Raw genomic sequence first — 26194 nt, forward strand, 5'->3', positions numbered from 1 at the left:
AGGAGAAGCAGCTATGGCCAACGGTGAACAGCGCGTTAACCGGGAAGCGAAGAAGCCAAAGAAGGAAAAGGCGAAGACGATTGCCGCTGCACCTTCGACAAAAGGAACCGTGGGCTCAAGCGCCGGATCCAAGAAGTAGCCCTCGCTGAAGCCGATCCAGCTCGCCTTTCCGCTTCAGCAGCCATTTGCCGCGACTTGCTCCCGAAGCCGGAACTCTTTTGGACAGGTTGCAACCCTAACCACGTATCCGCGGGGGAGGGGCGGCCGGCTTCGAGCAGTTGCACGAGACCTATTCCGTTGAAGATGCTTCCTTGGTGCTGTAGCGTACGACACAGGTGCGCCACCACCTTCGCTCCGGACGCCGCAAGCCTCGCCGCGCCTCGGGCTCCGCGCACGAGCTCGTCGGCGAGCGCCGCTCAATGCTTGCGAGCTTGTACCAAGTAAACGGGTACCGTTGTCTCTCCGAGAGCCTTGCAGGCTTCCAAGCGATGCAAACCCTCAACCAAGACAAACCGCTTGCCATCAGGCCGCACGAGAATAGGCGCCTCTTGTCCTTTTGCCAGCATGCTCTCGGCAAGGGCCTCAACCTTCTGCCGATCAAGGGTCTGACGCCGTTGGACTGGGATATAGACATCCTGGATTGCAACGACCTGCTTTTTCATCATCTCTGCTGCTCCAGTGTCATGACATATTGAACTGGAGCTTAGGCGCTGCCGATCGGGTTGCATAGGACCCGTTCCCGCATGAGACGTTCATGCTGGACAACGGTTTCGTTTGCGATGAACCAAGGGCGAATTGCCTGCTGGCGCGAGGCTTCCTACGCACAGTGAACGGATTCCTTCTTCGACAGACGCGATTGTAAATCTTGTGCCTAGTAATCAGGTTGCCGAGGCCCTATATCAGGCAGGTCAGGTTCGCCTGACTATGATCGTAGAGGCAGAGTGGAATAGGCGTTTAGGACGCGGGTTCGATTCCCGCCGCCTCCACCACAAGCACACCGGCCGTCCAGGTACCGCAAGACGGATTTTAGGCGGACTGGCCTTTCGTTGAGGTTGGGCCGCTGTCCCGGTGTGTTTGTGAGGGGGGCGACATGGGTTCGACTGGGCGCAATAGAGGCTAGTTTGCGATTAGGCTGAGCTACGGCCTCAACAGTGCAAATTCATAAATGCCAACGACAACGTTGACATGGGTGAAGTGCGCCTCGCGGCGTAACTATCCGGGGCTCGGGATAGCCTAGCAACAGAAACGGCACCTTCGGGTGCCGTTCCCATATTTGATCGAACACGCCAGTTGAGCAAGCGCCTCCTCGGAGCCACTGAGGCGGCTGTTCATCAACTCGTTGCTGCCCAGCATGATGGAGAACTCGGCCCCGCGTTTCTTGAGGCGCAACTCTCCTTCGTCACCAGGGATCTTTGCCGTGTCCAGGAGGGCCCAGGGGATCATGAATAGCTCGTCAGAAAGCGTTACTGATTTTACTGGCCGAGCAAATGGTCGAAGTCAGCCAGAACATGGTCGATCAGCTTGCGACGGCGTAGATCGCTTGCATCCAAACTCTGGGCGAGGAGGCCAAGCAGATAGCGTGCCTTCTCAGCCGCTTCGTGCCAATCAGTGGCAGGTGCGGCTGCGAGCAGATCCTCGAGTTCCGCCTGTCTCATACGCAGTGCTTTCTGGTCGGCTTCGACTTCCGACCGGAGACGTCGAAGATCAGTAGCCTTCTGGGCTGCCATGCCGCGATGAGCATCGAGATTGGTCGGTTGATCAGTCGTCATCTGGTTCCTCCGTATCCGTTCCCGGCGCATCCACTGGAGAGTCGATCACATAAGTGCGTTCGATCAGCAGGCGAGCCAGGGTCTTGGCCAAGCGCTCGTTTTGGCCAACGGGCTCAGGCGTCACATCGTGCCATTGATGTGCTCGAAGCGCCCATGCGATATCCGAGAGGCTGCCGAGAGGCTCATGCGGCCAAGCAGGCTCGCCCGTGGGCGTCAGGATCATAAACTGCCGGGAGGCCTTCATGCCAACGCGGGCGACGTACAGGATCTCATCGCCCCGTCGAAGCAGCACGAGCGGTTCGTAGATCTGCGATCCGTGGAAGAAGGCTTCGCCATTGGTCAAATCTCGGACACCCGGGCTGTGATTTCGCCCTCGCGCACGGCGCGCTCACCGAAGCCGGACGATTTGATGCGGTACCAGACTTCGCCGGTCTGATCGGCCGGCATTAGACGCGTTACCTCGTAGATGCCGCTTGAAATGGCACGCTTGTCCGAGAAGTTCGGATGGGTGATGCGAACCAACTGATGAAGTTTATACTTGTGAGACATTCTGTTTTCTCCTGAAGCTGGGCCTTGACGCGTGGGCGAGCGCTGCGGGGTTTGGGTGGCACAAACGAAAAAGCCGCCCCACACGCGGGAGCGGCTTCAAGGCTTGGCGGCACAGATAATGTACTGAGCCTGTCATCGTGGATCACGCGTTCTCGATGTTATTGACGGGGATCTTGCCAGAGCGGCGGTCTTTCGCTGTGTCGAAGGCCACCTTCGGCCTTCGATGAGGTTGCGCATGCCGGCGCGCTCAAGAGTGGATGCATGGACGAACACGTCCTTGCTGCCATCGTTCCGGTGGATAAAGCCGAAGCCCTTCATCTCGTTGTAGAATTGCTCAGTGCCCGTAATCATAGGGGTAGCCATTCGGGATTGTCGCAGATGCACGTGAGCGAAGGCACGCCAAAGCGCGGCCGCAACCCGGTTCATCGATGTAATGGTAAGAAAGTCCGAACGTGCGCCTGGAAAAACCAAAAGCGAAACGACCCGATTGTCCGGCCAAAATCCGATAATTGTTATATGAGTCTTTTCTACGCGAATTGCAAGTGTTGACTGCTTTTACTTTGAATTTGGGCGGGTCCCGTTAGCAGCCGATGCAATTCGAGGAGAGATCTAGCGCATCGTGCGGACAAATTAGACCCAGTTTTCCGCACGATGCGCTCCCTAAACCCAACTAAAGGTTCCACTCGTTGGGAAAATGCCACGCATCGCTGAGTCTCCGGCATATTCGCCGGCATGCCAAACTCGCGAGGCAAACAATCGACGTTCAGATGGCAGGCAAAACAACGTACCCAATCCGCTCAAGGTCTCAGCGTACGACACGTCCTTTATCGTCAGCTGATCATCGAGCCATCACTGCACTGGCCAGAGAAGCCCGCGCGTGTCATAAGCTCTCCATGAACACCGAACCCATGTACCCTTATTCACTAGAGGTCATGCCCTGCGAGAAGCCGGCAGGACACTTTCAGTGGAGTATTCGAGAGCGTGGCAGGCTGATCCAACGATCGGACCGGCCGCACCCATCCGAGTCTAAAGCCCGCGAGAAAGGGCAAGCCGAGCTTGAACGTCTGTTCTTCGGCGGACGGGATCGACGGTAAAGCCAATCCGAGCGACGCTGCGCAAAGGTGATCTCCGTTGCAGTGATCCTCCCCAGGGAGGTTCGAAATCTTCATATTGTCGCGCTTCCCATTGACCAGTTTGACGGGACCAGATGGGAGTTCGCAGATCAGGTCCAATTTAGAACGACGTGCTCACGGCACCTGTCGCAAAGCTGGTTGTCCTGATCCCGTCTTAGTGACTGTTGTGCCATCACTTCCCTTTGACCAATCAGCCTCGTGGGTTCCGGGGCGAGCGGACCGCCGATGGCCAAAGCTGAAACATGTCGCCATTCCAAGAATGGTTCCTCTCTTCCGAAGCCCCGTACCCTCGTGCAGGAGGAATTGTGGTGCAGCCGTATCGAGCGGTGAAGCAATGGGGCCACGTGATGTAAATGGGCTTGAGCCGCGGATCCAAGGACACAATCAGGTTTCTACCGAAACCGCGAAAGAGTTCGCCGCAAAGGACTAGACATTAACTATTGACCCAAAAACTCTCATGCAAGGCTGTCGTGGACGTCCGCCATCACAACCCGTTCAACGATGGATCCGCATGGACAGGCCGTAGTCCTGGGGTGGGAAACACAGAGTCGCAACAAATCCCGCGGTCCTCCATATCCGGCTCCTAGCGATGTTCATTCTCTTTCTTGGCTAGCGCAATCTTGCTGCGGGCTCTGCTTGCCTTGTGGCCGGCCAGATCCTTGATAAATGACGCTGCCCACTGCGAGACATCGGAGACCCACAGAACGCTCAACATCGCCTGCCAGCGTGCGACCCGCTCCTCACGGCTCATGTGCAGCGCTTGCTGAATCGCTTCGGCTACTTCGACCTTGTCGTTCGGGTTGACAATGAGGGCATCGGTGAGCTCCTCAGCCGCTCCGGCAAATTTCGACAGGATGAGCACACCAGGATCCTCCGGGTCCTGCGCGGCCACGTATTCTTTAGCCACCAGGTTCATCCCGTCCCGAATAGGGGTCACGAGGCCGACCCGAGACAGCCGATAGAGGCGTGCAAGGATTGCACGAGAATAGGTGCTGGTTACATAGTGGATCGGCACCCAGCCTGGCTCACCCAAGGAGCCGTTGATCCGCCCCAGCGTCTCATTCACAACTCGGCTGAGGGTCGCGTACTCGGGCACTTCGCTTCGGCTGGTTGGGGCGATCTGCAGATAGGTCACCCGTCCCCGCTGATCCGGATGGCTGACGAGGAAGCGTTCGAACGCCTCCATGCGCTCCGGAATGCCCTTTGAGTAATCCAGCCGATCAACCCCGATGATCAGCTTGCGGGTTCCCAGTCCAGCAATCGTCTGATTCAGAAGCCGGCTCGAGCCAGAGCGTTGGGCGGCTTGCTGGAACCCATGGACGTCAATGCCAATTGGAGCGCTCTTAATGCGAACACGGCGGCTTCCGAGGTCGAGAAGATCGGCCCTGCGGTGGATGGCACCAAGCTCCTGGACGAGGCTGCGCCTGAGGTTATCGGCATCCCGCTCTGTCTGCACACCCACAAGATCATAGTCCGGGATGACGCGCAGGAGCTCTGTGCTGCCTGGAAGAGCTCCAAACACTTCAGGAGCGGGCCAGGGAATGTGATGGAAGTATCCGATCGAGTTGGTGATCCCGACCGCCCGCAGTTCGCTCGCAAGAGGGATGAGGTGATAGTCATGAACCCAGATGAGATCGTCAGGCTGGATCAGATGAGCCAGTGCACTGGCGAAACTCCGATTGACCCGCAAGTAGCCTGCGTAATCAGCCCGTGAGAACTCTGACAGGCCGATCCGATAGTGCATGATGGGCCAGAGCGCCCGGTTGGCGAAACCGTTATAGTATTCCTGCCGGTCGAGCGAAGTCAGGTCCATAACGGCGTACCGCACCTGCCCCTTGTCGATGATCTTGGGCTGGGCCGCCGGATGGGCTGAAACCTTACCGCTCCAGCCGAACCACAGCCCCTGATAAGCTTGCAAGGCCTCGTGCAGGGCCACGGCTAAGCCTCCTGCAGCGGCCTTTCCGGTGGCGTCCGGAATAGCCACGCGATTGGAGATGACAACGAGCCGTCGCAAAGGCGTCTTCCTTTTTGTAGCATGCTGGAGGGTAGCCCAAGGACGAACACGCTAGCAAACACCGCACATGGGCTTGGTCAGGCAGGTAGAGGCCATTCTGGACCGGGAAGCAGATAGCTTCTCATTTGGCTATGGTGGCTGAGGAGCGAGATCGGCAGGGCCGACCCGAGCCGCTGAGAGGTTTCAACAGGCAAGCCAGCGCCACAGACTTGCCCGTAGCAGGAACTGTGCCCTTGCTGCTTCGCTGAAGACGACTGAATGAATTTATTACTGAGTATCGTTACACTGCATTCAGCTGGCACCCACCTTTGGCCGATAATGCGTTCAAGAGGCCGATCATCTGAATGAGGTTGGAGGGTTTCGAGAGAATGCACCTTGAGGGGCAGGCTGCATGAACTCCGCAGGGCCTGTCACATAACGATAGGCAGGCCAACGCTCGCGATAAGCCCTCGCCACCCCCTTGCTCTGAGCCTCCGACATGCGAACGTCGGTCCATAGGGCATCGACAGCAATCCGGGCTTGCGGGAACCTGAGGACCTGCCCTCCGCTAGCCGCTTCTGTGACCTCACACCCGGCCTCTTCGAGCCCTGCCACGGCTACCTTGCGGAGGACGACATCATCTTCCACGACTGGAATTCCATGATCATCCCGCCGCATAGTGTGCCTCCATGGACTCCCAAATCACCTCATCAAGCGTGTTGGGCTCCATAAAGGCGATTTGCTGAAAAGTGTCTGCGCTCCCAGGGAGCCTTCCTGTCGGTGGTGGCGATGTAATGCTTCCGTGGAACACAGCAGGCATCCGGAACCCTGGAACCTTTGGAGAATTGAACACCCTCTTACCACGGTGAAGCTCGATTAGATGGCCAACCAAAACGATACCGACCAAGAGGAGTTGCTGGAGCAGCAGCGGGCCTTGGCAGAGTTCGGGGGCTTCGCGCTCAAGTCCGAGACCATAGATGACATCCTGAACAGGGCCTGCGAGCTCATCAGCCGGGCGCTTGAAACCGACCTGGCCAAGCTCATGGAACTCCTGCCGGACGGTCGGACCTTCGTAGTGCGTGCGGGCGTCGGGTGGCGACCAGGGATCGTTGGAGGGGTCACTGTCACGGCGGCCGAGAACTCACCGGAGGGGCTGACCCTCAAGAAGGGGGCGGTCATCTCGAAGAACTCCGATGAGGAGGATCGCTTCGAGTACCACGACTTCATGAAGGAGCATGGGGTCAAGGCGTTCGTGAACGTGCTCGTGCTGAGCAGCAAGGGGCGGCCACCCTTTGGCGTCCTTCAGGTGGACAGCCGCGAACCCCGGGACTTCACGCAATCGGACATCGAGTTCCTTCGCAGCTACGCCAATCTTCTTGGCGCCGCCATCGAGCGCCTGCGGGTCGTAGACGAACTGCGGGCGGCCGTACGGGAGAAGGACCTTCTGATCGGCGAGCTCAATCACCGGGTGAAGAACACGCTGACGACGGTGCAGTCCATTGCTTCGCAGACCTTGCGGAATGCACCCTCGCTTGACCACGCATCGAACGCCATCGAGAGCCGTCTCATCGCGCTGTCGCAGGTTCACAACGTGCTGACCGACCGGAGCTGGGCACATGTGGCTCTTCATGACATCGTTGCACAAGCCGTCGAGCCGTACCGCAGCCGGGAGGAGAACCGCATCCATGTGCAGGGCCCGAGCGTCCAGGTTCCACCGCGCATGGCGCTGCCGTTGGCGATGGCGCTTCAGGAACTGGTGACGAATGCCGTGAAATACGGGGCCCTATCCAACGGAGCGGGGCAGATCCGGGTCCATTGGACGCTGGATGGCACGAGCACTCCCCCGCGCCTGCATCTGCTGTGGGAGGAGACGGGAGGACCGCCTGTCCAGAGGCCCGTTCGCCGGGGCTTCGGCACGCGGCTCATCGAGCGCAGCCTGGCTCACGAACTCGCGGGCGAGGTGCGGATCGAGTTTTCTGAAACAGGCGTCGTATGCTCAGTCGACGCTCCACTGGTGAGCTAAGGCAATCAACCGCTCCTGGCACTGGGCTGAACTTGGCCGTATTTCGACAATGGATTGGTATCGGGACGTTCGCAGAACCTCGCCCAAGGATTCAGGATGACCCATAGGAGACGTTGGAGCAGAACAACTGCCATGAAGTAACAAGGTATAAAATGACCATCACGATCCGTTTGGCACAGAAGACCGATGTTCTGCCGATTGCGCGGCTGCATTTTCATACGTGGCGGGAGACCTATCGCGGTCTTGCTCCGCAAACTGCATTCGACGCGGTGACGGAGGAGGTCAGGCTGGCCCGTTGGCAGAGTATGCTTTCAAACGCCGAAAGCGAGCGGATCGTTATGGTTGCCGAAGCGGAGAGGCAAATGGCAGGATTCGGTGCAGCCGGACCAGCCTCCGACGACATCTTTCAGGGCCGAGCCGAGGTCAAGTTTCTCTATGTGGCAGCCGCCTTCAACCGCATAGGCGTTGGCCGTAATCTGCTGCTTCACCTTGCGCGCCACATGATGGAGGCCGGCTACAACGGCGTCGGACTTGGTGTGGTTGTCGGGAACGATCCGGCCATCGCGTTCTACGAACGAATGGGAGGAGAAAGGGCCGGGAGCTATACCGATCCGGGTCCTGTATGGCGCTCCCAGAACTATCTTTATGTCTGGGATGATCTGCCGGCGCTCATGGCCCAGGAGCGGAAGAGCAATCATTGAATGCGCAGCGATGTTCGCTGGCGTGAACCGAACATGAGAAAAAGGCTCACGCATCACTGCGTGAGCCCATGTCCAGATTTAGTCCGTGCCTTGATTGATGCCGATGGGCGTCAGCTTGTTGGCCTGGAGACCATATTTCTTGACGATCTCATCATAGACGCCTTTCTGCTGAAGGCGCTCAAGACCTTCCTTGATCGCATCACGCAGTTGGGTTTCGGTCTTCAGAACGGGAATGCCGGAAAGGGAAACCGTGAAGGCCTCGCCGATGAGAACATAGCTGTTTGGTTCCTGCGACTGGAAGTACGGCAGGGTCTCGTTGCCCTGGACGGCAGCATCGAGGCGCTGCGTCTTCAGCTGCGTGCGGGCATCAGCCGATCCCTCGGTGCCGATGGCCTCAATGGCCGACTTTCCCTTCGCCACGCAGTTGGCCTGGCTCCATTCGCCGATCTGGCGGGGCCAGTTGGTGGAGCGGCTCGCGCCGACTTTCTTGCCGCACAGGTCCTCAGGCGCCTTGATGGTCGCCGCCATGGCGGGTGAAGTGTAGAACTGCGCGCCGGATTTCATGTAGTCGACGAAATCGACGATTTCGCGGCGGGCCGGGAGATCGCTCATGCCAGCGAGTGCGATGTCGACACGTCCGGTCTGAAGCGACGGGATCATCTGAGCGAAGGCGATTTCCTGCCATTCGATTCCAACGCCGAGTTCCTTCGCGAGAGCCTCGCCCAGATCAATGTCAAAGCCCGTGAGCTTGTTCGTAGCCGGATCCTTGAAAGTGATGGGCGCGTAATTCGGCATCGTCGCGACGACGATCTTGCCAGCCTTCTTGATGCGATCCGGTAGTTCCGCTGCGTGGGACGGGGCTGTAAAGCCCAGAGCGATCACGCTCGCGAGCAGACCTGCTGTCAGTTTCATTGTCGTCTGTCCTTTCCTGAGGGGAACATTCGTCAAGCGAGAACCGCGGCGATGAAATCGCGGGTTCTCTGTTGTTGCGGGTGCACCAGCACCTCTTGCGGTGAGCCCCGTTCCACAATGGCTCCCCGATCCATGAAGACAACTTCGTTCGCGACCTCGCGTGCAAATCCAAGCTCGTGCGTCACGACGATCATCGTCATGCCCGAACGCGCCAGATCTTTCATGACGGCGAGAACCTCGCCGACCAACTCCGGGTCGAGCGCCGAGGTCGGTTCGTCGAACAGCATCAGCTTGGGCTTCATGGCGAGGGCGCGTGCAATCGCGACGCGCTGCTGCTGCCCGCCGGAGAGTTCCGATGGATAGGCATCGCGCTTTGCCGAAAGCCCCACACGTTCCAGAAGCACCATTGCCTCGTCGGTGACTTCGTTGCGGCGGCGCTTCTGCACCGTCACCGGGCCTTCAATGATGTTCTCAAGGGCCGTCATGTGCTGGAACAGGTTAAACCGCTGGAAGACCATGCCGCTCGTCAGCCGTTGGCGGGCAATCTCTGAATCTGTCAACTCATAGAGCTTGTTCCCGACACGGCGATAGCCGACGAGTTCGCCATCGACCCAGATGGCTCCGGAATCGATCCGCTCGAGTTGGTTGATGCAGCGAAGGAGCGTGCTCTTTCCCGACCCCGAGGGGCCGACGATGCAGAGCACCTGCCCGGCGGGGATTTCGATCGACACACCATTGAGCGCCTGAACGGACCCAAAGGTTTTGCGCACATCGGCTGCGACGACGACAGGCATCATGGCTCAGCTCTCCACAGCCGAGGGCGCGGCAGGACGAGACCGCCGGCCTGAGCCCCTCGCGAAGTAGCGTTCAAGGAAATGCTGGCCGATGCTCAGGACTGTCACGATGATCAGATACCAGCCCGCGGAGACGATCAGAAGCTCGATCACCCGCGCATTGGCATAATAGACCGTTTGCGCGTTGCGCAAAACTTCGGCGAAGCCGATCACGCTGGCGATAGACGTGAGCTTCACCATGCTGATCACTTCGTTGCCCACCGGCGGAATGATCACCCGCATGGCCTGGGGAAGGACTATGCGGCGCAGGGTTGTCAGGCGCGTCATGCCGATGGCCTTGGCTGCCTCTGTCTGGCCTGCATCCACCGACAGTATGCCTGACCGGACGACCTCGGCCGTGTAGGCACCCTGATTGATGCCGAGGCCGAGCAGGGTTGCCACGAAAGGCGTCATCACATCGACCATGCGCGCCTCGAACAATCCAGGGATGCCGATGCGCGGAAAAACGAGAGCAAGGTTGAACCAGAGCAGGAGCTGAAGGAGGAGGGGTGTTCCGCGAAAGAACCAGATGTAGAAGACGGCGATTCCCTTCAGGACCGGGTTGGGCGACATCACCAAGATAGCGAACAGAACGCCGAGCGTGATGCCCAAGGCCATGGCACAGATCGTCATGATGATCGTGTTGCCGAGGCCGCTAATGATGGATTGGGCCGTGAAGAACTGGCCGACCACGGCCCAGTCGATCTGCCCTTCAGCGAATGCCTTCACCACAAGGGCGAACGCCGTGAGGATCAGGGCGCTGGCGATCCAGCGTCCGTAATGGCGGCGCGGTACATGAGTCAGGTGCGCGATCGACGGATCGAAGCGCGCGGTCTGCCCCGTGCCGATCGAGGAGGGTGCGGTGGTGCTACTCATTCCGTTTCTCTCCATTCATGCCTGTTCAGACCCGAGGGCCGTCATAATGCATCGCCCATTCGCGCTGTTTAACAAAATCCATGCGCAGGCGGGCAAGCTGTTCGGCGACCCGAAGCGGCGCCGTCCCGCCATAGCCGTCTCGGGCCCTGATGGCGGCATCCGGCGTTAGGTTCGTCATAAGGGCTGCGTCCAAGCGCGAATCCACGATCGATAGATCGTTGGCGCTCAGATCCTCAAGGCCGATATTGCGGTCCTCGCAATATCGCACCAGGCGGCCGGTGATCTCGTGGGCCTCCGAGAACGGGACACCCTGGCGCGCAAGCCAGTCGGCCACTTCGGTGGCTAACGTGAATCCATCGGTCGCTTGGCGGCGCACTTCATCCACATCGACCCGCATCGTCCGAACCATTCCGGCCATGGCCGGAAGTACGAGGGCGAGGGTATCGATGGCTTCGAATGCGGCCCGCTTGTCCTCGACGAGATCGCGATTGTAAGCAAAGGGCAATCCCTTGAGTGCGGTCAGCATCGTCCCGAGTGCACCGATGAGGCGCGCGGCCCGGCCGCGAGTCAATTCCGCAATGTCGGCATTCTTTTTCTGCGGCATGATGGATGAACCGGTGGCATAGGCATCGTCGAGCGCGATCCAGCGAAACTGGCGCGAGGACCAGAGGAAGATCTCCTCGGCCAAACGGGACAGGTTTACGCCGGTCATCGCGGTTACGAAGAGAAACTCCGCGACATGGTCGCGGCTGCCAACCGCATCGATGGAGTTTTCGCAAGGTGCGTCGTAACCGAGCTCACGGGCGGAGGATTCCGGCGATTTGGCGATGGCCGATCCGGCAAGCGCCGCAGCGCCCAGCGGAGAGCGTGCCGCGCGCCGATCCCAATCCTGCATGCGCTCGATGTCACGGGCGAAGCCCTGAGCATGAGCCAGGAGTTGGTGCGCAAAGCTCACCGGCTGCGCGGGCTGAAGATGGGTGAACCCAGAGGCTACGGTCTCGAGATGCTGTTCCGCCTGGAGCGCAAGAGCATCTTGCAGGACCAACAGGTCGATGACGATGCGACGAGCCTGATCGCGAAGATAGAGCTTGAGATCGTTAGCCGCTTGGTCGTTGCGCGAGCGTCCGGCCCGGAGCTTGCCGCCGAGGGGGCCGAGCCGTTCCGTGAGCTTACGCTCCAGAAAAGTGTGCACATCCTCGTCCTGTTCCGATGGAAGGAGGGATCTGGCGCCGACTTCGGCCTTGAGGTCGGCAAGAGCCGCCTGGATAGCCTCGCCCTCCTCCTGGGTGAGGAGCTTGGCTCTCACAAGCTCGCGCGCATGGGAGAAGGAGGCGGCGAGATCATAAGCCGCAAGGCGGAAATGGCTTGGATCGGACCGCGAGAGGTCCATGAGCTCTGGGGCAGGACCCGAGCGGAAGCGTGAGGCCCACAGAACAGTTGTCGATGTCATGCCGATCTCCTTTCCTTTGGTTTCCCAAGGGGAACTTCGGCTGGCAAATGAAATTATGTCGCCTTGATATTCTATTTTAGAATAGAAAGAGCCCTCGGTCCTCTTCTCTCCTCGGTTATTTTGTTCCATGTCGATCCAGCGCCTCCCGGGCTCCATGACCGCCCTGCGCGTCCTTCTCGCCGTTGCCGAGCACGGCACGGCCTCCGCCGCTGCGGCGGCCGTCAACCTGTCTCAGAGCGCGGTGAGCAAACATCTACGCGGGTTGGAGGAGACATTGGGAGTTTCCCTGTTCGCTCGCGGCAACCGTGGTCTCGTGCCGACGGAAGCCGGGCGGATCTACGTGAAGTATGTTCGCCGGGCCCTAGCGGAACTCGAAGCGGGCAACGCGCAGGTCTCTGCCCTCAAGGCTTCGCCTTGGTCCGTCAGGCTCCATGTGCTGCCGATCATTGGCGATCGGTGGCTCGTACCGCGCTTCTCGCGCTTTGCGGAACGCTATCCAGAGATCGACGTGCAGTTCACGACTTTCGTGACGACGGATACGGAGGAAGCGGCCGATGGGGTCTTCCGGTTCGGGGAGGGTGAGTGGCCGGGGCATCGAAGCAGCTACCTATTCGGCCGCGATGTTGCCCTCGTTGGCGCAGCCTCCTTCGTTGCGCGTCTGGGTGGCATCGAAACGGCGGAGGATGTGCGCCGCTATACCGTACTCGATCATTTCCAAACGCCCCTGCGCTGGAGCGAGTTTGCCGAGGCCCATGGGCTCGATGACTTCACGCCCGTGCATACGACCCGGTTCGGGTTCTATTCTCTCGTCATCCGTGCGGCGATAGCCGGCCAGGGCCTCGCACTTGTTCCGCGCCGACTCGTGCAGGAGGAACTCGAGGCAGGACGATTGGTCAATCCAGCAGGTCTCGGCTTCAAAAGCCGCAACGCCTATTGGTTCACGACACCGGAGGATCGCCCCATGCGTCCGGGGCTGGAGGCTTTCCGGAATTGGCTATTGGAAGAGGTGCAGGCGTACTGAAGGTCAAATCCGCCGAACTTCGAACCAGAAAGCCATGTGACTGGGACTTCGCCATTGCCAGCAAGGGGCTGAATGACCGCAGTTGGCACCTTCCGGAAGTACGCCGAGATTCTGCAAAGGCGCGAGAGCGGACCTTTATTTGGCCCGCTGCGGACTTTCCGCTGACGCTGTGATGCTCTGCTCAGGCGGTTTGTAGTGCCTGGATCAAATCGCGGGCAAAGCTCTCGCTGGCGGGCGGAAGTGTCCGCTCCGCCTTCTTGATGATCGAGACCTCCCGGGTAAATCGTTGGTCATCGACAGGACGCGAGCGCAAGGTCTGCTCAGCTCGGACTTCCATGGCAGACCCGGGCACGATGGCGGCCCCCAGTCCCGCCCGCACCATGCCCACCGCCGTCGACATATACGTCGCTTCAGCCGCAATGACAGGCAAGCGGCCGGCCGCAAAAAATGCGGCATCCACCACCGCACGCACGCTTGTGGCCGGGTGCATCAGAATAAGCGGATGTCGGATCAAGGCCTCTAGATCAACCTGTTCCATCTCGCCAAACGAATGTCCGACCGGGTAGACAACGTGCATGTGATCCTGCGTCGTATGCAGCACCTCGAAATCAGGATCGACGATCCGGCCGCCTGTCAGTCCAAGGTCGACCTGCTCCTCACGGACCTGGGCAATAACTCCGCTGGCGATCACGTCGTGGATCACGAACGAGATCTTCGGGTTTGCCTCCCGGAATTGGGCAATGATCTCCGGCAGGACACCCGCAGCAAAAGAGGGCAGGGCAGCAAGGCGCACGAAGCCGTGCCGCTGAGCGGCCAAATCCCGAGCTTCAGCGACAACGGCATCAAGGTCCCGCAGGATGCGCTGCAACGCCGGGACGAGTTCCCGACCGATCCTGGTCAGCGAGACAGTTCTGGTGTTGCGGTCGAATAGGCGCACACCCAAGGATTCCTCCAGATTGCGAATCTGCACTGTGAGCGCCGGCTGCGACAGGTTCAGGAGGCTGGCGGCCCGAGTGAAATTGCCAAGCTGAGCCACGGTGACGAAAGCGCGGATCTGGCGGAGGTCAGGATTCATAGATGCAGTCTATTGCTGTAATCCAACCATTTCAATTGTGTGATGAAAGGATCCGACCTCTAATGCGCGGCAGATCTGGAGGCACGCATGAGACAGATCAGGATCGGCGCAGGTGCAGGCTATTCCGGTGATCGGATCGAGCCGGCGATCGAGCTCGCGGAGAAGGGAGACCTTCAGTATCTGGTGTTCGAGTGCCTCGCCGAGCGGACCATCGCTCTGGCCCAGCAAGCCAAGCTCAAGAATCCTGCGGCCGGCTATGATCCGCTTCTGCCGGAACGGCTTCGGGCCGTTCTGCCTCTCTGCCATTCCAAGGGCATCCGGATCATCACGAACATGGGAGCGGCCAACCCCATCGCCGCGGCTGAACGCACGCGGGCAGTCGCTCAGGAGCTTGGCCTCGCTGGACTCAAGGTCGCGGCCGTCACCGGCGATGACGTCCTAGCCCATCTATCCAAAGGTGATTACCGCATCGAGGAAACGGGTGCTTCTGTTGCCGATGCAGGCAGCCGCGTCGTGTCAGCCAACGCCTACATCGGGGCGCAGCCTATTGCCGAGGCGCTCGCCAACGGTGCCGATATCGTCATCACCGGCCGGGCGGCCGACCCTTCGCTCTTCGTCGGTCCCCTAATCCATGAGTTCGGCTGGACCTTGGACGATTGGCATCGGCTCGGCCAAGCCACGCTGATCGGACATCTTCTCGAATGTGCCGGCCAAGTGACAGGCGGGTACTTCGCCGATCCCAGCTACAAGGATGTTGCCGACCTTGCGCGTCTGGGCTTTCCCATCGGCGAGGCCAGCGAAGACGGGTCCGTTGTCATCACGAAAGTGGCGGGCTCAGGAGGGCAGGTCACACCCGCCACCTGCAAGGAGCAGATCCTTTACGAGATCCACGACCCGGCCCGGTACTTCACCCCCGACGTAATCGCCGACTTCTCGCGCGTCACCGTAGAGGAGATCGGGCCTGACCAGGTCCTCATTCAAGGTGCCGCCGGCCGCTCGAGGCCCGATACCCTGAAGGTGTCTATCGGTACGATTGAAGGCTTCGTCGGCGAGGGGCAGATCTCCTATGCTGGACCTGGCGCTCGCGCCCGAGGCGAACTCGCGCTCGACATCGTCAGGGAGCGGTTGAGGATCACCGGCGTTCACGCCTCGGAGCTGCGCTTCGATCTCATCGGCGTCAACTCGCTCCACGGAGAAAGGCTCTCTGGAAATGGCGGCCACCCTGAGCCCTATGAGGTCCGGGTCCGCGTCGTCGGGCGCACCGACAGCCTCGACGAGGCCGTGCGGATCGGCAACGAGGTCGAGACCCTCTACACCAACGGTCCAGCAGGCGGGGGAGGCGTGACGAAGTCCGCCCGCGAAGTGGTCGGCATTCTCTCGACCTATATCCCGCGCCACCTCGTCTATCCCACTGTTCACTACGTGGAGGCTTGAGATGAAGCTCCGCCAGATTGCTCACTCCCGCACCGGCGATAAGGGCAACACGTCCAGCATCTCGGTCATCGCCTATGACGAACGAAATTACCCGCTGCTGCTCCAGAACCTCACGCCCGAGCGCGTGAAGGCTCACTTCGGCGACCTCGTGGCCGGCGAGGTCACCCGCTACGAGATCCCGAGCCTCGGCGCCCTGAACTTCGTCCTGCGCCAGGCACTCGGCGGCGGCGTGACTCGCTCGCTGACCCTCGACACCCACGGCAAGAGCCTGAGCTCCGCTCTGCTCGATCTTGAGCTTCCCGATGATTCCCACCCCCACGAAGCGCCAGCCCAAGGCGCCGCCTGACAACCATCCCCTGGAGGAGACGACCATGAGAGTGAAAACCTGGACCGCTGCTTTGGCGCTTGCTGGGACCGTGCTAGCCACCCTGCCTGCCACAGCGCAGACCTATCCCGCACGCACCATCAAGTTCATCGTCCCCTTCGCCGCAGGCAGCGCCACGGACGCTCTTGCCCGCATCGTGGGCGAGCATGCCTCCAAGACACTGGGCCAGTCTATCATCATCGAGAACATGGCCGGCGCGAATGGCAATCTGGCCGCCCAGAACGTAGCCCGGGCTGAGCCCGACGGGCACACCGTGCTGATCACCACGAACACGACGCATGGGGCCAACCAGAGCCTGATGAAGAACGTGCCGTACGACGCTATCAACAGCTTCGAGCCAGTCACTAAGCTTGGCACCATCTCACTTGCACTGATCACGAATCCATCCGTGCCGGCTAAGAACGTTCAGGAACTTATTGCCCACGGCAAGGCAAAACCCGGCGAGCTCACCTTCGGGTTTGGTTCGAGTTCATCCCGCATTGCTGGCGAGATGCTCAAGTCCCTAGGCGGTGTCGATATCCGAGGCGTGCCGTACCGGAGCAATCCTCAAGCCATCACCGACCTTCTCGGTGGGCAGATCAGTATCGTCTTTGCCGACATCTCGACCACACTGCCGCAGGTGAAGGGCGGCAAGGCAAATGGTCTTGCGGTCTCGACGGCCAAGCGCAGTCCGCTGGCTCCCGAGTTGCCGACCATGGCCGAGGCAGGCGTGCAGGGCTATGACCTCGCCGCTTGGTTTGCCGCCTTCGTGCCGGCCAAGACACCCAAGCCCGTCGTCGACAAACTGCGGGAGGCGCTGGTGGCAGCGGTCAACGACAAGGCCACCCAGGACAAGCTCCTCACGGCCGGCATTGAGCCGCAGTCCAGCACGCCTGAGGAACTGAAGGCGTTTGTCGGCACTGAGATCACGAAGCGGGCTGAGATCGTCAAAGCTGCTGGCATTCAGCCGGAGTGAGTGGTCAGCGGGACTGAACGAAGAGATAAGCCGTTTCCGAGCACGCATAGGTCCTTGGAAACGGCTGCATCAGGGCGTGCAGGCGCTTCCAGGCTCTGCCGCAGCCCGGGCAAGAGGCGAACCGAGCTAATGTCGCGAATTGGCACTCCTGAGACGTACGAGCTTGGTCCGCTTCGGCGTTTGAGAGCCGAGGGTTATTCTGACGTTTATTTAGCCGTCGGAATGCGAGTGTCTGACCCGAAGGCGATCTTCCGCTCTGGCAGGGAGGCATACCCTGAAGCAGCTTTGGCTTATCAAAAGCTTTGCATTGCGTGAATCTGCAAAGGCAGATGACAGCCCACATGGGTCTGGATGATGAGTGCTTTCAGCCTTGGCCTCAGGCTGGGAATGATAGTTGAAACTGATGCGACCGGCGCAGCCTACAGGGTGGTTACACCTCGGGGGTGTAGCCTGGGGTGTAACCAACCTATAACAGGCTGGTGAGCGATATTATTTCTCGATCAAGTTCTTGATTCAGAATAGGTTTCGCGAGGAACCATGGGGCGAATGCAGGCGGTTTGACGGTTGAGGAACCCCGCTACGGAAACCTGTCTCTATGCCTGTAACCTCACTGATACCGAATGGGCGCTGCTTGAGGCCCTTGTCCCTCGCAGCCATCCAGCGGGACGGCGGCAAACCTATCCATTACGGCGCATCGTCGATGCGATCTTCTACCGGCGGCGTACCGGTGCCCAATGGCGGCGGCTGCCGCACGCGTATCCCAGCGTGGTGCCGTCTTCTACCACTATGCGTAGTGGCGATTGTACATCGACATGTGTAGCCTCGCCTGCAAGCGGGTTTTCGCCCAGTCACCGACTCCTCCTCCGACAGCTACCACGTGGGTGCCCAACCTGGATGCCCGCGCTCAGCAAAGCATCGCGCGCTTCATCCCGGAGGGCAGCCATCCAAGGCGCCCAGCACCAGTCATGCACCCAAGCCTGACCGCCAAGCGCGAGCACAGGAAGGAGAGAATTGCCGGGCTGCTCGGGCAGGCCGCAATGGACGCAGCCACATCGCGGATCCGAGGCAGGATCCGGGTTCAACCGAAGCCACTGCGTGATCGTTTCCTCAAATGCGAGGTGCTCTGCTTCAACACGAGGTAGCCCTCCATCATGTTCACGAATGGCAGCACGCTCATCGAAGTACGCCTGCCAGTCCTCGGCATGCCAGCATTGCCGGTCCTCTAGCGGGCGGATCAGTTGCAGAAGATCCGCCTTTTTGGTCTGAACCGCTGCCACAATCTCATCCGTGAGGGCTCGTGTCGGGCCGTCGATGATTAATCGCTCACCTTCGGCTTCGACCATCACGCCGCGCCGGCGAAGTTCCCGGAGAAGCGCTCGTGCCTTCACAGAACGACCCGCCGCCGCTGTAGGAGGGGAGGGGGATCCTGCCCTTCGGTTTCGTCTGCAATCGTGCAATCGCCTTCATGGGCGCTGCCGCGGCGGGACGACAATGTTTCCACCGTGGGCAGGATCGCCTGCTCCTGTGGGAGAGCATCTCCGATGACATAACGGGCGGTTTGGCCCAGTGAGCGGGCTTCATTGCGCAGGTATCCCCGCCGCGCAGCCGTTTGACAACGACGTGAAGCTGATGAGACATCGAGCTGGAGGTAGGCAGCGACCTCCGAGACGCTTGCTGTGTCCTCTGGGCCTGCGATCTGACGGACGGCATCCACCGTCTCACGGATCGACGGGGAAATGGTCGCCTGCACGCCTTCAGCCATGGACTCTAGCACAAGGCCATAGATTGTGGCGTAGTCCTCCAGAATGGCGACCACGCGGCCTTGCTCATCGCGCTGACGACTTGCCTGGTGCAAAAGCGCGTGAGCCTTGATCAGGTTGAGGAGGAGCTTGAAGTCCCGGCGCAGCCGAACAGCAATGGGAGGGATTAAAGCCGCAAGATCCTGTGCGAATGGAATGAAGACCTGCGCATTAGATGCTGCAATCCACTGCTGCAGGGCAATCCAGGGACTGCGATCCACTTCGTTCCGCTGGCCGTCTGTGGCTATCGCCCGCAGGATCGCGCGCGTTTGGACTGGCGTATCAACTTATGTGAGCGAGATCAGACGCGTTTCATTCTCAGGGTGAAGGCCATCGCGGGTTGTTGTAACAATGAGGCCTGTTGGACCAGGCCGCTCAATCAGGCACGCCGTCAGTCCGTCAGATGTTTTCTGGACAGTCTCATAACGGACACATCCTTCGCTCAGAAGCGATCGGATCAGATAAGATGCCATTTCGCTGTTCATGCCATCTGCCTCGTAGAGCACAAGCATCCGGTGCTGCAGGGGCTCTTGGCTATAGGCCAGGGAGCTGTCGGACATGGCTGTCAAAGCGTAGTAGGTACTTGGGCCGAAGAACGAGAGCACCGTTTCGACGAGGAAGCTCTTGCCTGCAGACGAGGGCCCCTTCACCGCAATGGAGATGGGGCGGTCCAGGATCCGGCTCGTGACCGCTAAATAGAGGCATTGATGCCGTGGTGCCAAAGCGTATGACAATCGCTTTCGCCTTCAACCAGGACGACAGGCTTGTCGTGCTGCAGCTGCCAGAGGCCGTACAAGCAGGGCTTGGCTCCCTTCTTCCAGCGGAAGCGGTCATCCCCACTCTCGCATTTATCAAGGGCGATCCTGAAGCGGATCGCGGACTCGTTCCCATGTTGGTCTTTATACGGGATCCTGACAGCCGGGGCACTCTGGTAGGTGATTTCTGACAGACCAACACTCTGCAGAAAGGGCAGGGAAAGTTGCTTCGTTCGAGCATAGCTCTCCAAGGTGCAGCCCACCGTTTGCACGTTTGCAGGCGGATTGGACAGGATAGGCTCCCCCGCCCCCCGTGAGCTTAATGGAGGCGAATGTCGTCGCTCACGGCTGTTAGAGATCTTCAGTTCCCGCATCAGGAGACCGGCGGCCTCTCCTTGAGAGACACCGTGTAAGTAGGCGTAAAGGCTGATCGAATCCCCCCCGCGATCCCCGGTGGCGAAGTCTGCCCACTGGCCGGTGTTGACGTTGACCTTGAAGGATCCAAGGCCGCGGTCATTCCGACGTGGGTTCCGTGCCACCCACTCAGATCCCACGAGGTGACCATCTGGGAGCCAGCGAGAAAGGAGCGTTTGAAGCTGAGGCTTTGCACTTGCATTGATCAGACTGAATGTGCCGGTGCCTGATCCTTGCTGTGCTTGGTTAGGCTTTGCCATAGCCGCCTCCGGCCTTCGAGGTGGCATTGCCTAGGTTCGCCTTGATCCAGGCTACAACATCCCTGCGGTGGTAAAGGACCCTCAGGCCGAACGTCAGGTACTTGGGCCCCGTCCCAGTCACGCGAAGATGGTGAAAATAGAGGTCTGGCACACCGAAGCAGTGTTCGAGTTCGCGCTCACTGAAGTACGTCCAGTCCGGGAGGGCATGGCCACGCGCACGTGCGATCCTTGAAGGCGTCAAGCCGGAAACGCCTCGTTGGAATTCCCTCGCCTTAGCCATGATGACCTCCTGCCTCGGAGGTGCTGCTGAAGGTGTTTACGGCGGTCCAGGCTTCGACAGCCTCGCGCGTGTAGACAACCCTCCGGCCGAGTTTCACATAAGCAGGTCCAGTTCCTGCAAGGCGATGTCGTTCGAGGGTGCGGGGCGAGAGACGGAGGAGTGCAGCGACCTCGTTTTGAGTGAGGTAATTTCCGGATCCGACTTGGTGTGGTAGGTGCTCGGATCCTGCATTGGTCACAAGGGCAGACATGAATGACTCCGATCTGATGCCTTATGTCGGCTTATGATCGGTCCATCGTAGTTTCCCCGCTAAGTAATCGAAATAACTATGGATCAAACCTTGTGCTTTTCAGCGCTGAACCCGTCCATACAATTCATCACGAATTGCGCGCTCGAGATTGATAGCTTTTCCGCCTGCCTTGACAGCAGGGCCTAATGCGATCTCGCAAAACTCAAGAAAAGGACCCGTGGTTCTCCGTGTCCGCCTATTGTAAGAGAGTTTCGGCTCCTGCTTCGCATAGGTCCTCCAGATCTTGAGCAGTTCGTTGACTGTCCATTGGCGGTCTGCATTTGCAGAGGGGCCGCTTTTTCGGAACCGTTCTGAGGTTCGATTTGCGGACGAATGAATCTGCTTAAGGTGGACGATCCATGCGAAGTAGCGTCTCTTCCCATAGTCGGAATAAAATTCCGGCGCATTTGAGTCTTCAATGGCGATTATGTAGGGCCCGAACTGCCGAATTGCTTCCTCTTGAAGAGCCCTCCTACTGGTTAGATCGAGATCGCTCAAAGCTGTTAATAAGGCCTGTGTTCGCTTTTCAATGTCTTTGAGAGACTCGCGTGTTTGCTTTCGTGTTGGCCCATTGTCTTTCGAACGGAATGTCATTTCAGCCAACCATGCAAAATGAACAATATCATACTTGAAGTCGTCACTGAGCCTGTTGATGGGCGCCTTCAGCAGGTCGGCTAATTTGCGACGTTCTACGACAGTGAAGACCTTGTCATATTCCTCAGAGATATTGATTTCTTGCATAGGTACCTACTCGATGCGTTCTTTCTCCGGCTGATGCTCACCCGCACGCATTGCTGTTTCTAGCCGTCCGCCGATCAAATCTGCAGCCTGCTTCAGTGGATCGGATGCGAGATGAGCATAGCGCGCGGTTGTGGCGGCTTGTGCATGCCCCAGCAATGCGCCGATGACTGGCAGGCCGAGACCTGCTCCCGCACCTATCGAGGCGAACGAGTGCCGTAGATCATGGAGGCGCACATCCGGCAGCTGTGCCAACTGTCGGATCGCGCGCCAGGGCTTTTCGAGGTTCACAAGGTGCTTACCCTGACGCTCCCCTGGAATGACAAAGGGGTTGCCATCTAGATGAGGCAGGGCAGTGAGGAGCTCGCGGGAGGCGGCATTGAGGTACACCGTTTTCGCCCCAGTCTTGCTGTCGGCGAGATTGAGGACGCCCCGCTCCAAGTCTACATGATCCCACCGCAGGGTCAGGATCTCGGTTAGCCGGGCGCCTGTGAACACCAGCAGCCGGATGGCGGCCACAACATAGGGTGACCTTAGCTTTTGCTCCTCTGCTTGAGCAAGCGCTGCGCCCAAGCGAGCCAACTCGGCCGATGAGAGATAGCGCCGGCGCTTTTGTTCCGTGAAGTGCTCAATACCCACACACGGGTTCCGCTCCCCACGCCGGCCGGACCAGTTGAACATCTTGGACAGGAGCGCCACCAGCCTGTTGGCTTGGTAGGGTGTAGCCCTGAACTTCAGGTGCAGCCTCTCAATGTCCGACGACCGAACCTCGTCGATCTTCAGCCGGCCCAACTCGGGTTTCACAACCCGCTCAATCAGGCGCTTGTATTCGGTGTAAGTGCGATCCTTGGATTTGGCCTCGACGTGCTCCTCCAGAAAGCGATCAGCTAAGGCGCTGAGGGTCGGGGCGGAACGGTCCTTCTGCTTCTTGTCGGCTGGATCTTTGCCCTCGGCGACCAAGCCAAGGATCCGCTTGGCCTCCCGCCGGGCCAGCTCTGGCGTCCAGGGGGAGCCGTGTTTGCCGATTGTGTACCAGCGCTGCCTAGCCTGCGAGCGGTACTTAACCAAGTAGACTCGATCACGCCGTTGGCAGCGCACGCCAAAGCCGCGGATTTCGACATCCCAGATGATTTCTCCCGGCGCAAGTCGGTCGACTGCGGCCTTGGTGATCTTGATGGCTGCTTCAGGCATGGTGGTTGCTACTCAGCGAATTAGCTACCATGCTGAAGCGTAAATCAGCGGTGCTGTGGCGGCTAGCGTCCGCCGAAACTCTTCACGAGTAGGGCATGCGGCGGTTAGTGTCGGATAGGTAGTAGTCCGGACCGCAAACTTTTAATCAGAGGGTCCTGGGTTCGAGTCCCAGCGCGCTCACCAACAACATCAAAGGGTTACCGGCATCTGCCCTTTGAGCTGTTTTTCTCCAGGTAGCCCATAGGTAGCCAGACGCTCCCTTCAGCTCGCGCTTGCTCCTGGTCAACTCGGGCAGATCACGTCTGCCCGCACTGTGGATGTGTCAGTGTCAGTTCGCTCCGGGGCAGGCGCGTCGTAGATGATCAGCAGGGCTCCTTCCCCCGCCTCAGGCCAGAGTTCAATCCCTTCCGGATGATCCACATGCAGTTGGTAAGGCAGTTCGGCGACAGTCTCGATCCGCTTAGGGTCGATTACCCCAGAGGCTTTGTCGTGCGCCGCATCCCGCCACCTTAACACATACGCTGGTCCTTCCAGGGACATGGTCGGGCCGACCAGCAGAAGAAGATCATCCCCTGAAAACCGCATGTCGCGGATGCCCAGACCACGGGTGTCGAGCAGGTGCTTGCGATAGCGCCGCTGGCCATCGATCCGGCGCGCCTTCAGCCGATCCGGCGCTTTCTGCCTCAGCTCGAGATCCAGAACCACCGCATGGCCGCGCAGCACAGGGCCACGCAGGCCAAGCCAGAGCCGGTTCCCGCGCACCGCCAGGCCCTCGATGTCGAGACCGTTCTCCTTTGACGGAATACTCAGGAACGGCCCAAGGTGCGGATCCTCTGCAAGCCAGCGCTCGAGGGCGCCCCGCTTCTTGCCCAGCTTAAGCCAGGCTGCCTGTCGCTCGCCGTCGGATCGGGCAGGGGTGAAGAGCCCTGGCGCCTCCTCAATCAGAGGAATGCGTCCCAGGAAGGAGCGGTTGGGCTCGCGTTCGATCTCTTCCATGGTCTGGAGAGCCTGAGCTCGGTCGTTCTCATCGCGCTTGGGCTTGGAACGCTTGCCGGAGTGGGACCCGACAAGCCAGAGGAAGCCGTCAGCGGCGCACAGCCCCTCAATGTCCATCTCGCCCTCGGCCCCGGCTGGCAGGTGAACCAGCGCGTCCAAGCTGAATTGCTGATGGTCCCCAAAGCTGCCGTCGTCCAGGCGGCGAAGGCGTTCGACACTGGCGGTCTCGTCACAGGCAAGGAGAAGGCAGTCGCCGACCCGCGCCACGGCGGAGAGATCCTTGTGGAGCGGGTCCTCTGTCCGCCGCGGCGTCCAGTCGGAGAAGGTGAGAGGGACCTGATCGATGGCTTCTGCGGGGCTGGTGTTCGGCACGGCGGCTCCTGAGGTGCATTGGCACTGGAGCGTCAACGCATGAGGCTGCATTGGAGCCCAACGGCCTAGAGCGTAGGTCGGCTGGCCGGGTCTCGAACTTTCCCGAAACCGCTGACCTGTTGAGACCGTCCATGACGCTTTCGTCTCATTCCAGTGTGAGACCACTTTTCGCGTCCGATGCTCTAAGCGCTATCCAGATTCCTGTGAGCACGGCATTCAACGCGCCGCCCAGAGCATGCCGCGTCTGAGGATGGTGCGCATTTCGGGCACGTCGAACTCCTTCGCCACATGTCCGAGGGAGCTGTAGAAGACCCGGCCCTGGCCATGACGGCGCTTCCAGACCACCGGCATGACGACCCCTTCGATCCAGGGAGCGTGCTCGCCCGAGAAGGTGGTCGTGGCGAGAACCTCGTTCGACGGGTCCACATGCATGTAGTACTGCTCGGAGTGGTAGTCGAAGTCCTGGATGCCCTGCATGACCGGATCATCCGGCCGGGTGATGTTCACGCGGTAGTCGATGATGTTGCCGGGATGGGCCACCCATTGGCCGCCGCACATGAACTGGTACTCGACCGCCTCGCGGAAGGCGTCCCCCATGCCGCCGTGATAGCCGGCAAGACCGACGCCGCCACGGACGGCCGCCGTGAGATTGCTCAGCTCCTCCTTCTCTATCTTCGACATGGTGTAGATAGGAACCACCAGACTCATGTCGGACAGGCCGGGGTCGGCGAAGGCCTCGGTCGAATTCTCGACGTAGACTTTGAAGCCTTCTTCCTCCAGCATGCCGGCGATGATGGAGGCGCATTGCTCCGGCTCATGCCCGCTCCAGCCGCCCCATACAATCAGTGCCTCGCGCATTCTCTTACCTCCCGTTCTAGCGAAATTTTCTAGTCGAGCGAGCCGAACTCAAGCGTCGTCGGCAGCATGGCCGGCCGCTCCGGTCGCGACTCGATGGTGACATGGGTTCCTCGCTCCGAGGACAGCTGGAAGGCTTCCATGACCTCAAGCGCATGGAAGGCGAGCTCGCCCGATGCGCGGTGAGGGCGTCCGGATCGGATCGCGTGTGCTAAGTCGGCGACGCCGATAATCCGGTAGTTCCCGCTCGCATAAGGATGTTCGGTGGGCTGCTCCGTCCAATCCTTTGCCGCCGTGGCGAGCTCGATGGCGCCGAAGAAGCGGTTGGGATCCGGAACGCTCAGGCTGCCTGCGGTGCCGTACAGCTCGATCGGTCTGTGGCGGTGCCGGGGCACATCGAAGCTCATGGCGATCGAGACGACCGCGCCGGAGACGAACTCGAGCGTCCCCGCGACGTGCGTTGCCACCTCTACGGGGATCATGGTGCCCTTCAACGGCTCGCTCGTGATCTCGCGTTCGGCCCTGGCACGGGATGTCATGCCCGCCACCCTGGCAACGGGTCCGATGAGGTTCACGAGAGCCGTGATGTAGTAGGGACCCATGTCCAGCATCGGCCCACCGCCTTTGGCGTAGTAGAAGGCGGGATTGGGGTGCCAGCGCTCATGGCCGGGGCACATGAAGTAGGCGCTGCCCGCCAGGGGACGGCCGATCACTCCCTCGTCGATAAGCTTGCGGCAGGTCTGGTGCGAGCCGCCAAGGAAGGTATCGGGCGCGCAGCCGACGCGCAGCCCTCGCTCCTTGGCCATGTGCAGGAGAGGGCGGGCCTCGGCGGTCGTGAGACCAAGTGGCTTCTCCGAGTGAACATGCTTGCCGGCGGCGAGGGCCCTTAAACTCACCTCCACGTGGGCGGCAGGAATCGTGAGATTGACCACGATCTGAATCGACGGATCTGCAAGCATCTCGTCTACAGACATCGCCCGCAGTCCGAACTGGGATGCACGTGCCTCGGCCGCCTCCGGGCGGATGTCGGCGATCCCTTTGATGTCGAGGATCGGAAAGTTTGTCGCGGCCTTGAGATAAGCTTCGCTGATATTCCCGCATCCAATGATGCCGATACCCAGGCGTTCCATGTTCAC

The 26194-nt window shown here is 60.0% G+C and carries 26 protein-coding genes, 1 other RNA gene and 2 pseudogenes; 9 read left to right on the forward strand and 20 right to left on the reverse strand.

The window, feature by feature from the left end:
* Positions 1 to 13: 13 nt before the first annotated feature.
* Entirely contained in the window at positions 14 to 139 is a 126-nt protein-coding gene (locus HPT29_RS10615; protein WP_259060540.1) for a hypothetical protein, read from the forward strand.
* Between the two features lie 277 nt (positions 140 to 416).
* Here HPT29_RS10615 and HPT29_RS10620 read toward each other — a convergent pair whose 3' ends face one another.
* Complete coding sequence (locus HPT29_RS10620) at positions 417 to 665, reverse strand: ParB N-terminal domain-containing protein (protein ID WP_173948609.1); 249 nt, start codon at positions 663 to 665, stop codon at positions 417 to 419.
* Between the two features lie 203 nt (positions 666 to 868).
* On the opposite strand from HPT29_RS10620, the gene ssrA reads away from it, so the two are divergent.
* Positions 869 to 1254: a transfer-messenger RNA gene (ssrA, locus tag HPT29_RS10625) on the forward strand.
* Between the two features lie 218 nt (positions 1255 to 1472).
* Here the strand turns inward: ssrA and HPT29_RS10630 are convergent.
* The 5 genes and pseudogenes from HPT29_RS10630 to HPT29_RS10655 form a co-directional block, all read right to left on the reverse strand.
* A complete protein-coding gene (locus HPT29_RS10630; RefSeq protein ID WP_173948608.1) occupies positions 1473 to 1769 on the reverse strand; it encodes a hypothetical protein in 297 nt (98 codons plus the stop codon).
* On the reverse strand, positions 1759 to 2112 hold the full coding sequence (locus HPT29_RS10635) for a hypothetical protein (protein WP_173948607.1): 354 nt from the start codon (positions 2110 to 2112) through the stop codon (positions 1759 to 1761). The genes HPT29_RS10630 and HPT29_RS10635 overlap by 11 nt, the downstream gene beginning before the upstream one ends.
* Positions 2109 to 2318, reverse strand: coding sequence for a hypothetical protein (locus tag HPT29_RS10640; protein WP_173948606.1), 210 nt, complete (start codon positions 2316 to 2318; stop codon positions 2109 to 2111). Before HPT29_RS10640 ends, HPT29_RS10635 begins: the two co-directional genes overlap by 4 nt.
* Positions 2319 to 2460: 142 nt before the next feature.
* Positions 2461 to 2669: pseudogene (locus HPT29_RS10645) on the reverse strand (cold-shock protein).
* 1365 nt (positions 2670 to 4034) lie between these two features.
* Positions 4035 to 5465: an alpha,alpha-trehalose-phosphate synthase (UDP-forming) gene (locus HPT29_RS10655; protein WP_259060541.1), complete on the reverse strand. Its 1431-nt coding sequence runs from the start codon at positions 5463 to 5465 to the stop codon at positions 4035 to 4037.
* Positions 5466 to 6324: 859 nt separating this feature from the next.
* Between HPT29_RS10655 and HPT29_RS10660 the strand changes: the two genes are divergently transcribed.
* The gene (locus tag HPT29_RS10660) at positions 6325 to 7467 is read left to right on the forward strand and encodes a sensor histidine kinase (RefSeq protein WP_210272217.1); all 1143 of its coding nucleotides are present in this window, start codon (positions 6325 to 6327) and stop codon (positions 7465 to 7467) included.
* A 152-nt stretch (positions 7468 to 7619) separates the two neighbouring features.
* Positions 7620 to 8168, forward strand: a complete 549-nt coding sequence (locus HPT29_RS10665; RefSeq protein WP_173948605.1) for a GNAT family N-acetyltransferase — start codon at positions 7620 to 7622, stop codon at positions 8166 to 8168.
* A 78-nt stretch (positions 8169 to 8246) separates the two neighbouring features.
* Here HPT29_RS10665 and HPT29_RS10670 read toward each other — a convergent pair whose 3' ends face one another.
* From HPT29_RS10670 to argH, 4 genes are read right to left on the reverse strand one after another with little or no spacing between them, the layout of a single operon-like run.
* Positions 8247 to 9080, reverse strand: a complete 834-nt coding sequence (locus tag HPT29_RS10670) for an ABC transporter substrate-binding protein (protein WP_173948604.1) — start codon at positions 9078 to 9080, stop codon at positions 8247 to 8249.
* 32 nt (positions 9081 to 9112) lie between these two features.
* Positions 9113 to 9877: an amino acid ABC transporter ATP-binding protein gene (locus HPT29_RS10675; RefSeq protein WP_173948603.1), complete on the reverse strand. Its 765-nt coding sequence runs from the start codon at positions 9875 to 9877 to the stop codon at positions 9113 to 9115.
* Between the two features lie 3 nt (positions 9878 to 9880).
* Complete coding sequence (locus HPT29_RS10680; RefSeq protein WP_173948602.1) at positions 9881 to 10789, reverse strand: amino acid ABC transporter permease; 909 nt, start codon at positions 10787 to 10789, stop codon at positions 9881 to 9883.
* 25 nt (positions 10790 to 10814) lie between these two features.
* Positions 10815 to 12239 carry an argininosuccinate lyase gene (gene argH, locus HPT29_RS10685; RefSeq protein WP_173948600.1) on the reverse strand — a complete coding sequence of 475 codons (1425 nt, stop codon included), beginning with the start codon at positions 12237 to 12239 and terminating at the stop codon, positions 10815 to 10817.
* 127 nt (positions 12240 to 12366) lie between these two features.
* Here argH and HPT29_RS10690 point away from each other — a divergent pair, with 127 nt between their 5' ends.
* A complete protein-coding gene (locus tag HPT29_RS10690) occupies positions 12367 to 13260 on the forward strand; it encodes a LysR substrate-binding domain-containing protein (protein ID WP_173948598.1) in 894 nt (297 codons plus the stop codon).
* Between the two features lie 181 nt (positions 13261 to 13441).
* Here HPT29_RS10690 and HPT29_RS10695 read toward each other — a convergent pair whose 3' ends face one another.
* Positions 13442 to 14335: a LysR family transcriptional regulator gene (locus HPT29_RS10695; protein WP_173948596.1), complete on the reverse strand. Its 894-nt coding sequence runs from the start codon at positions 14333 to 14335 to the stop codon at positions 13442 to 13444.
* An 87-nt stretch (positions 14336 to 14422) separates the two neighbouring features.
* On the opposite strand from HPT29_RS10695, the gene HPT29_RS10700 reads away from it, so the two are divergent.
* The 4 genes and pseudogenes from HPT29_RS10700 to HPT29_RS10715 form a co-directional block, all read left to right on the forward strand.
* Entirely contained in the window at positions 14423 to 15769 is a 1347-nt protein-coding gene (locus HPT29_RS10700; protein WP_173948594.1) for an acyclic terpene utilization AtuA family protein, read from the forward strand.
* Between the two features lies 1 nt (position 15770).
* A complete protein-coding gene (locus tag HPT29_RS10705; RefSeq protein WP_173948592.1) occupies positions 15771 to 16115 on the forward strand; it encodes an AtuA-related protein in 345 nt (114 codons plus the stop codon).
* 25 nt (positions 16116 to 16140) lie between these two features.
* Positions 16141 to 17109, forward strand: coding sequence for a Bug family tripartite tricarboxylate transporter substrate binding protein (locus tag HPT29_RS10710; protein WP_173948591.1), 969 nt, complete (start codon positions 16141 to 16143; stop codon positions 17107 to 17109).
* Between the two features lie 564 nt (positions 17110 to 17673).
* Positions 17674 to 17814, forward strand: a pseudogene (locus tag HPT29_RS10715) (hypothetical protein); the annotation flags it as partial.
* Between the two features lie 143 nt (positions 17815 to 17957).
* Here the strand turns inward: HPT29_RS10715 and HPT29_RS10720 are convergent.
* The 9 genes from HPT29_RS10720 to HPT29_RS10760 form a co-directional block, all read right to left on the reverse strand.
* Positions 17958 to 18452, reverse strand: a complete 495-nt coding sequence (locus HPT29_RS10720; RefSeq protein ID WP_173948590.1) for a hypothetical protein — start codon at positions 18450 to 18452, stop codon at positions 17958 to 17960.
* 41 nt (positions 18453 to 18493) lie between these two features.
* On the reverse strand, positions 18494 to 19129 hold the full coding sequence (locus HPT29_RS10725; RefSeq protein WP_173948589.1) for a helix-turn-helix domain-containing protein: 636 nt from the start codon (positions 19127 to 19129) through the stop codon (positions 18494 to 18496).
* Between the two features lie 470 nt (positions 19130 to 19599).
* Positions 19600 to 20337, reverse strand: coding sequence for a hypothetical protein (locus HPT29_RS28715; protein ID WP_349774720.1), 738 nt, complete (start codon positions 20335 to 20337; stop codon positions 19600 to 19602).
* Between the two features lie 272 nt (positions 20338 to 20609).
* The gene (locus HPT29_RS10735; RefSeq protein ID WP_173948588.1) at positions 20610 to 20867 is read right to left on the reverse strand and encodes a helix-turn-helix transcriptional regulator; all 258 of its coding nucleotides are present in this window, start codon (positions 20865 to 20867) and stop codon (positions 20610 to 20612) included.
* A 99-nt stretch (positions 20868 to 20966) separates the two neighbouring features.
* Entirely contained in the window at positions 20967 to 21647 is a 681-nt protein-coding gene (locus HPT29_RS10740) for a hypothetical protein (RefSeq protein WP_173948587.1), read from the reverse strand.
* Positions 21648 to 21653: 6 nt separating this feature from the next.
* Positions 21654 to 22835, reverse strand: a complete 1182-nt coding sequence (locus tag HPT29_RS10745) for a site-specific integrase (RefSeq protein ID WP_173948586.1) — start codon at positions 22833 to 22835, stop codon at positions 21654 to 21656.
* Positions 22836 to 23117: 282 nt separating this feature from the next.
* Positions 23118 to 24203, reverse strand: a complete 1086-nt coding sequence (locus HPT29_RS10750) for a DUF3616 domain-containing protein (protein ID WP_259060542.1) — start codon at positions 24201 to 24203, stop codon at positions 23118 to 23120.
* Between the two features lie 216 nt (positions 24204 to 24419).
* On the reverse strand, positions 24420 to 25061 hold the full coding sequence (locus HPT29_RS10755) for a ThuA domain-containing protein (protein WP_173948584.1): 642 nt from the start codon (positions 25059 to 25061) through the stop codon (positions 24420 to 24422).
* A 29-nt stretch (positions 25062 to 25090) separates the two neighbouring features.
* The gene (locus HPT29_RS10760) at positions 25091 to 26188 is read right to left on the reverse strand and encodes a Gfo/Idh/MocA family protein (protein WP_173948583.1); all 1098 of its coding nucleotides are present in this window, start codon (positions 26186 to 26188) and stop codon (positions 25091 to 25093) included.
* Positions 26189 to 26194 lie beyond the last annotated feature (6 nt).

The sequence above is a fragment of the Microvirga terrae genome (assembly GCF_013307435.2).
In the GTDB taxonomy this organism is placed as follows: domain Bacteria; phylum Pseudomonadota; class Alphaproteobacteria; order Rhizobiales; family Beijerinckiaceae; genus Microvirga; species Microvirga terrae.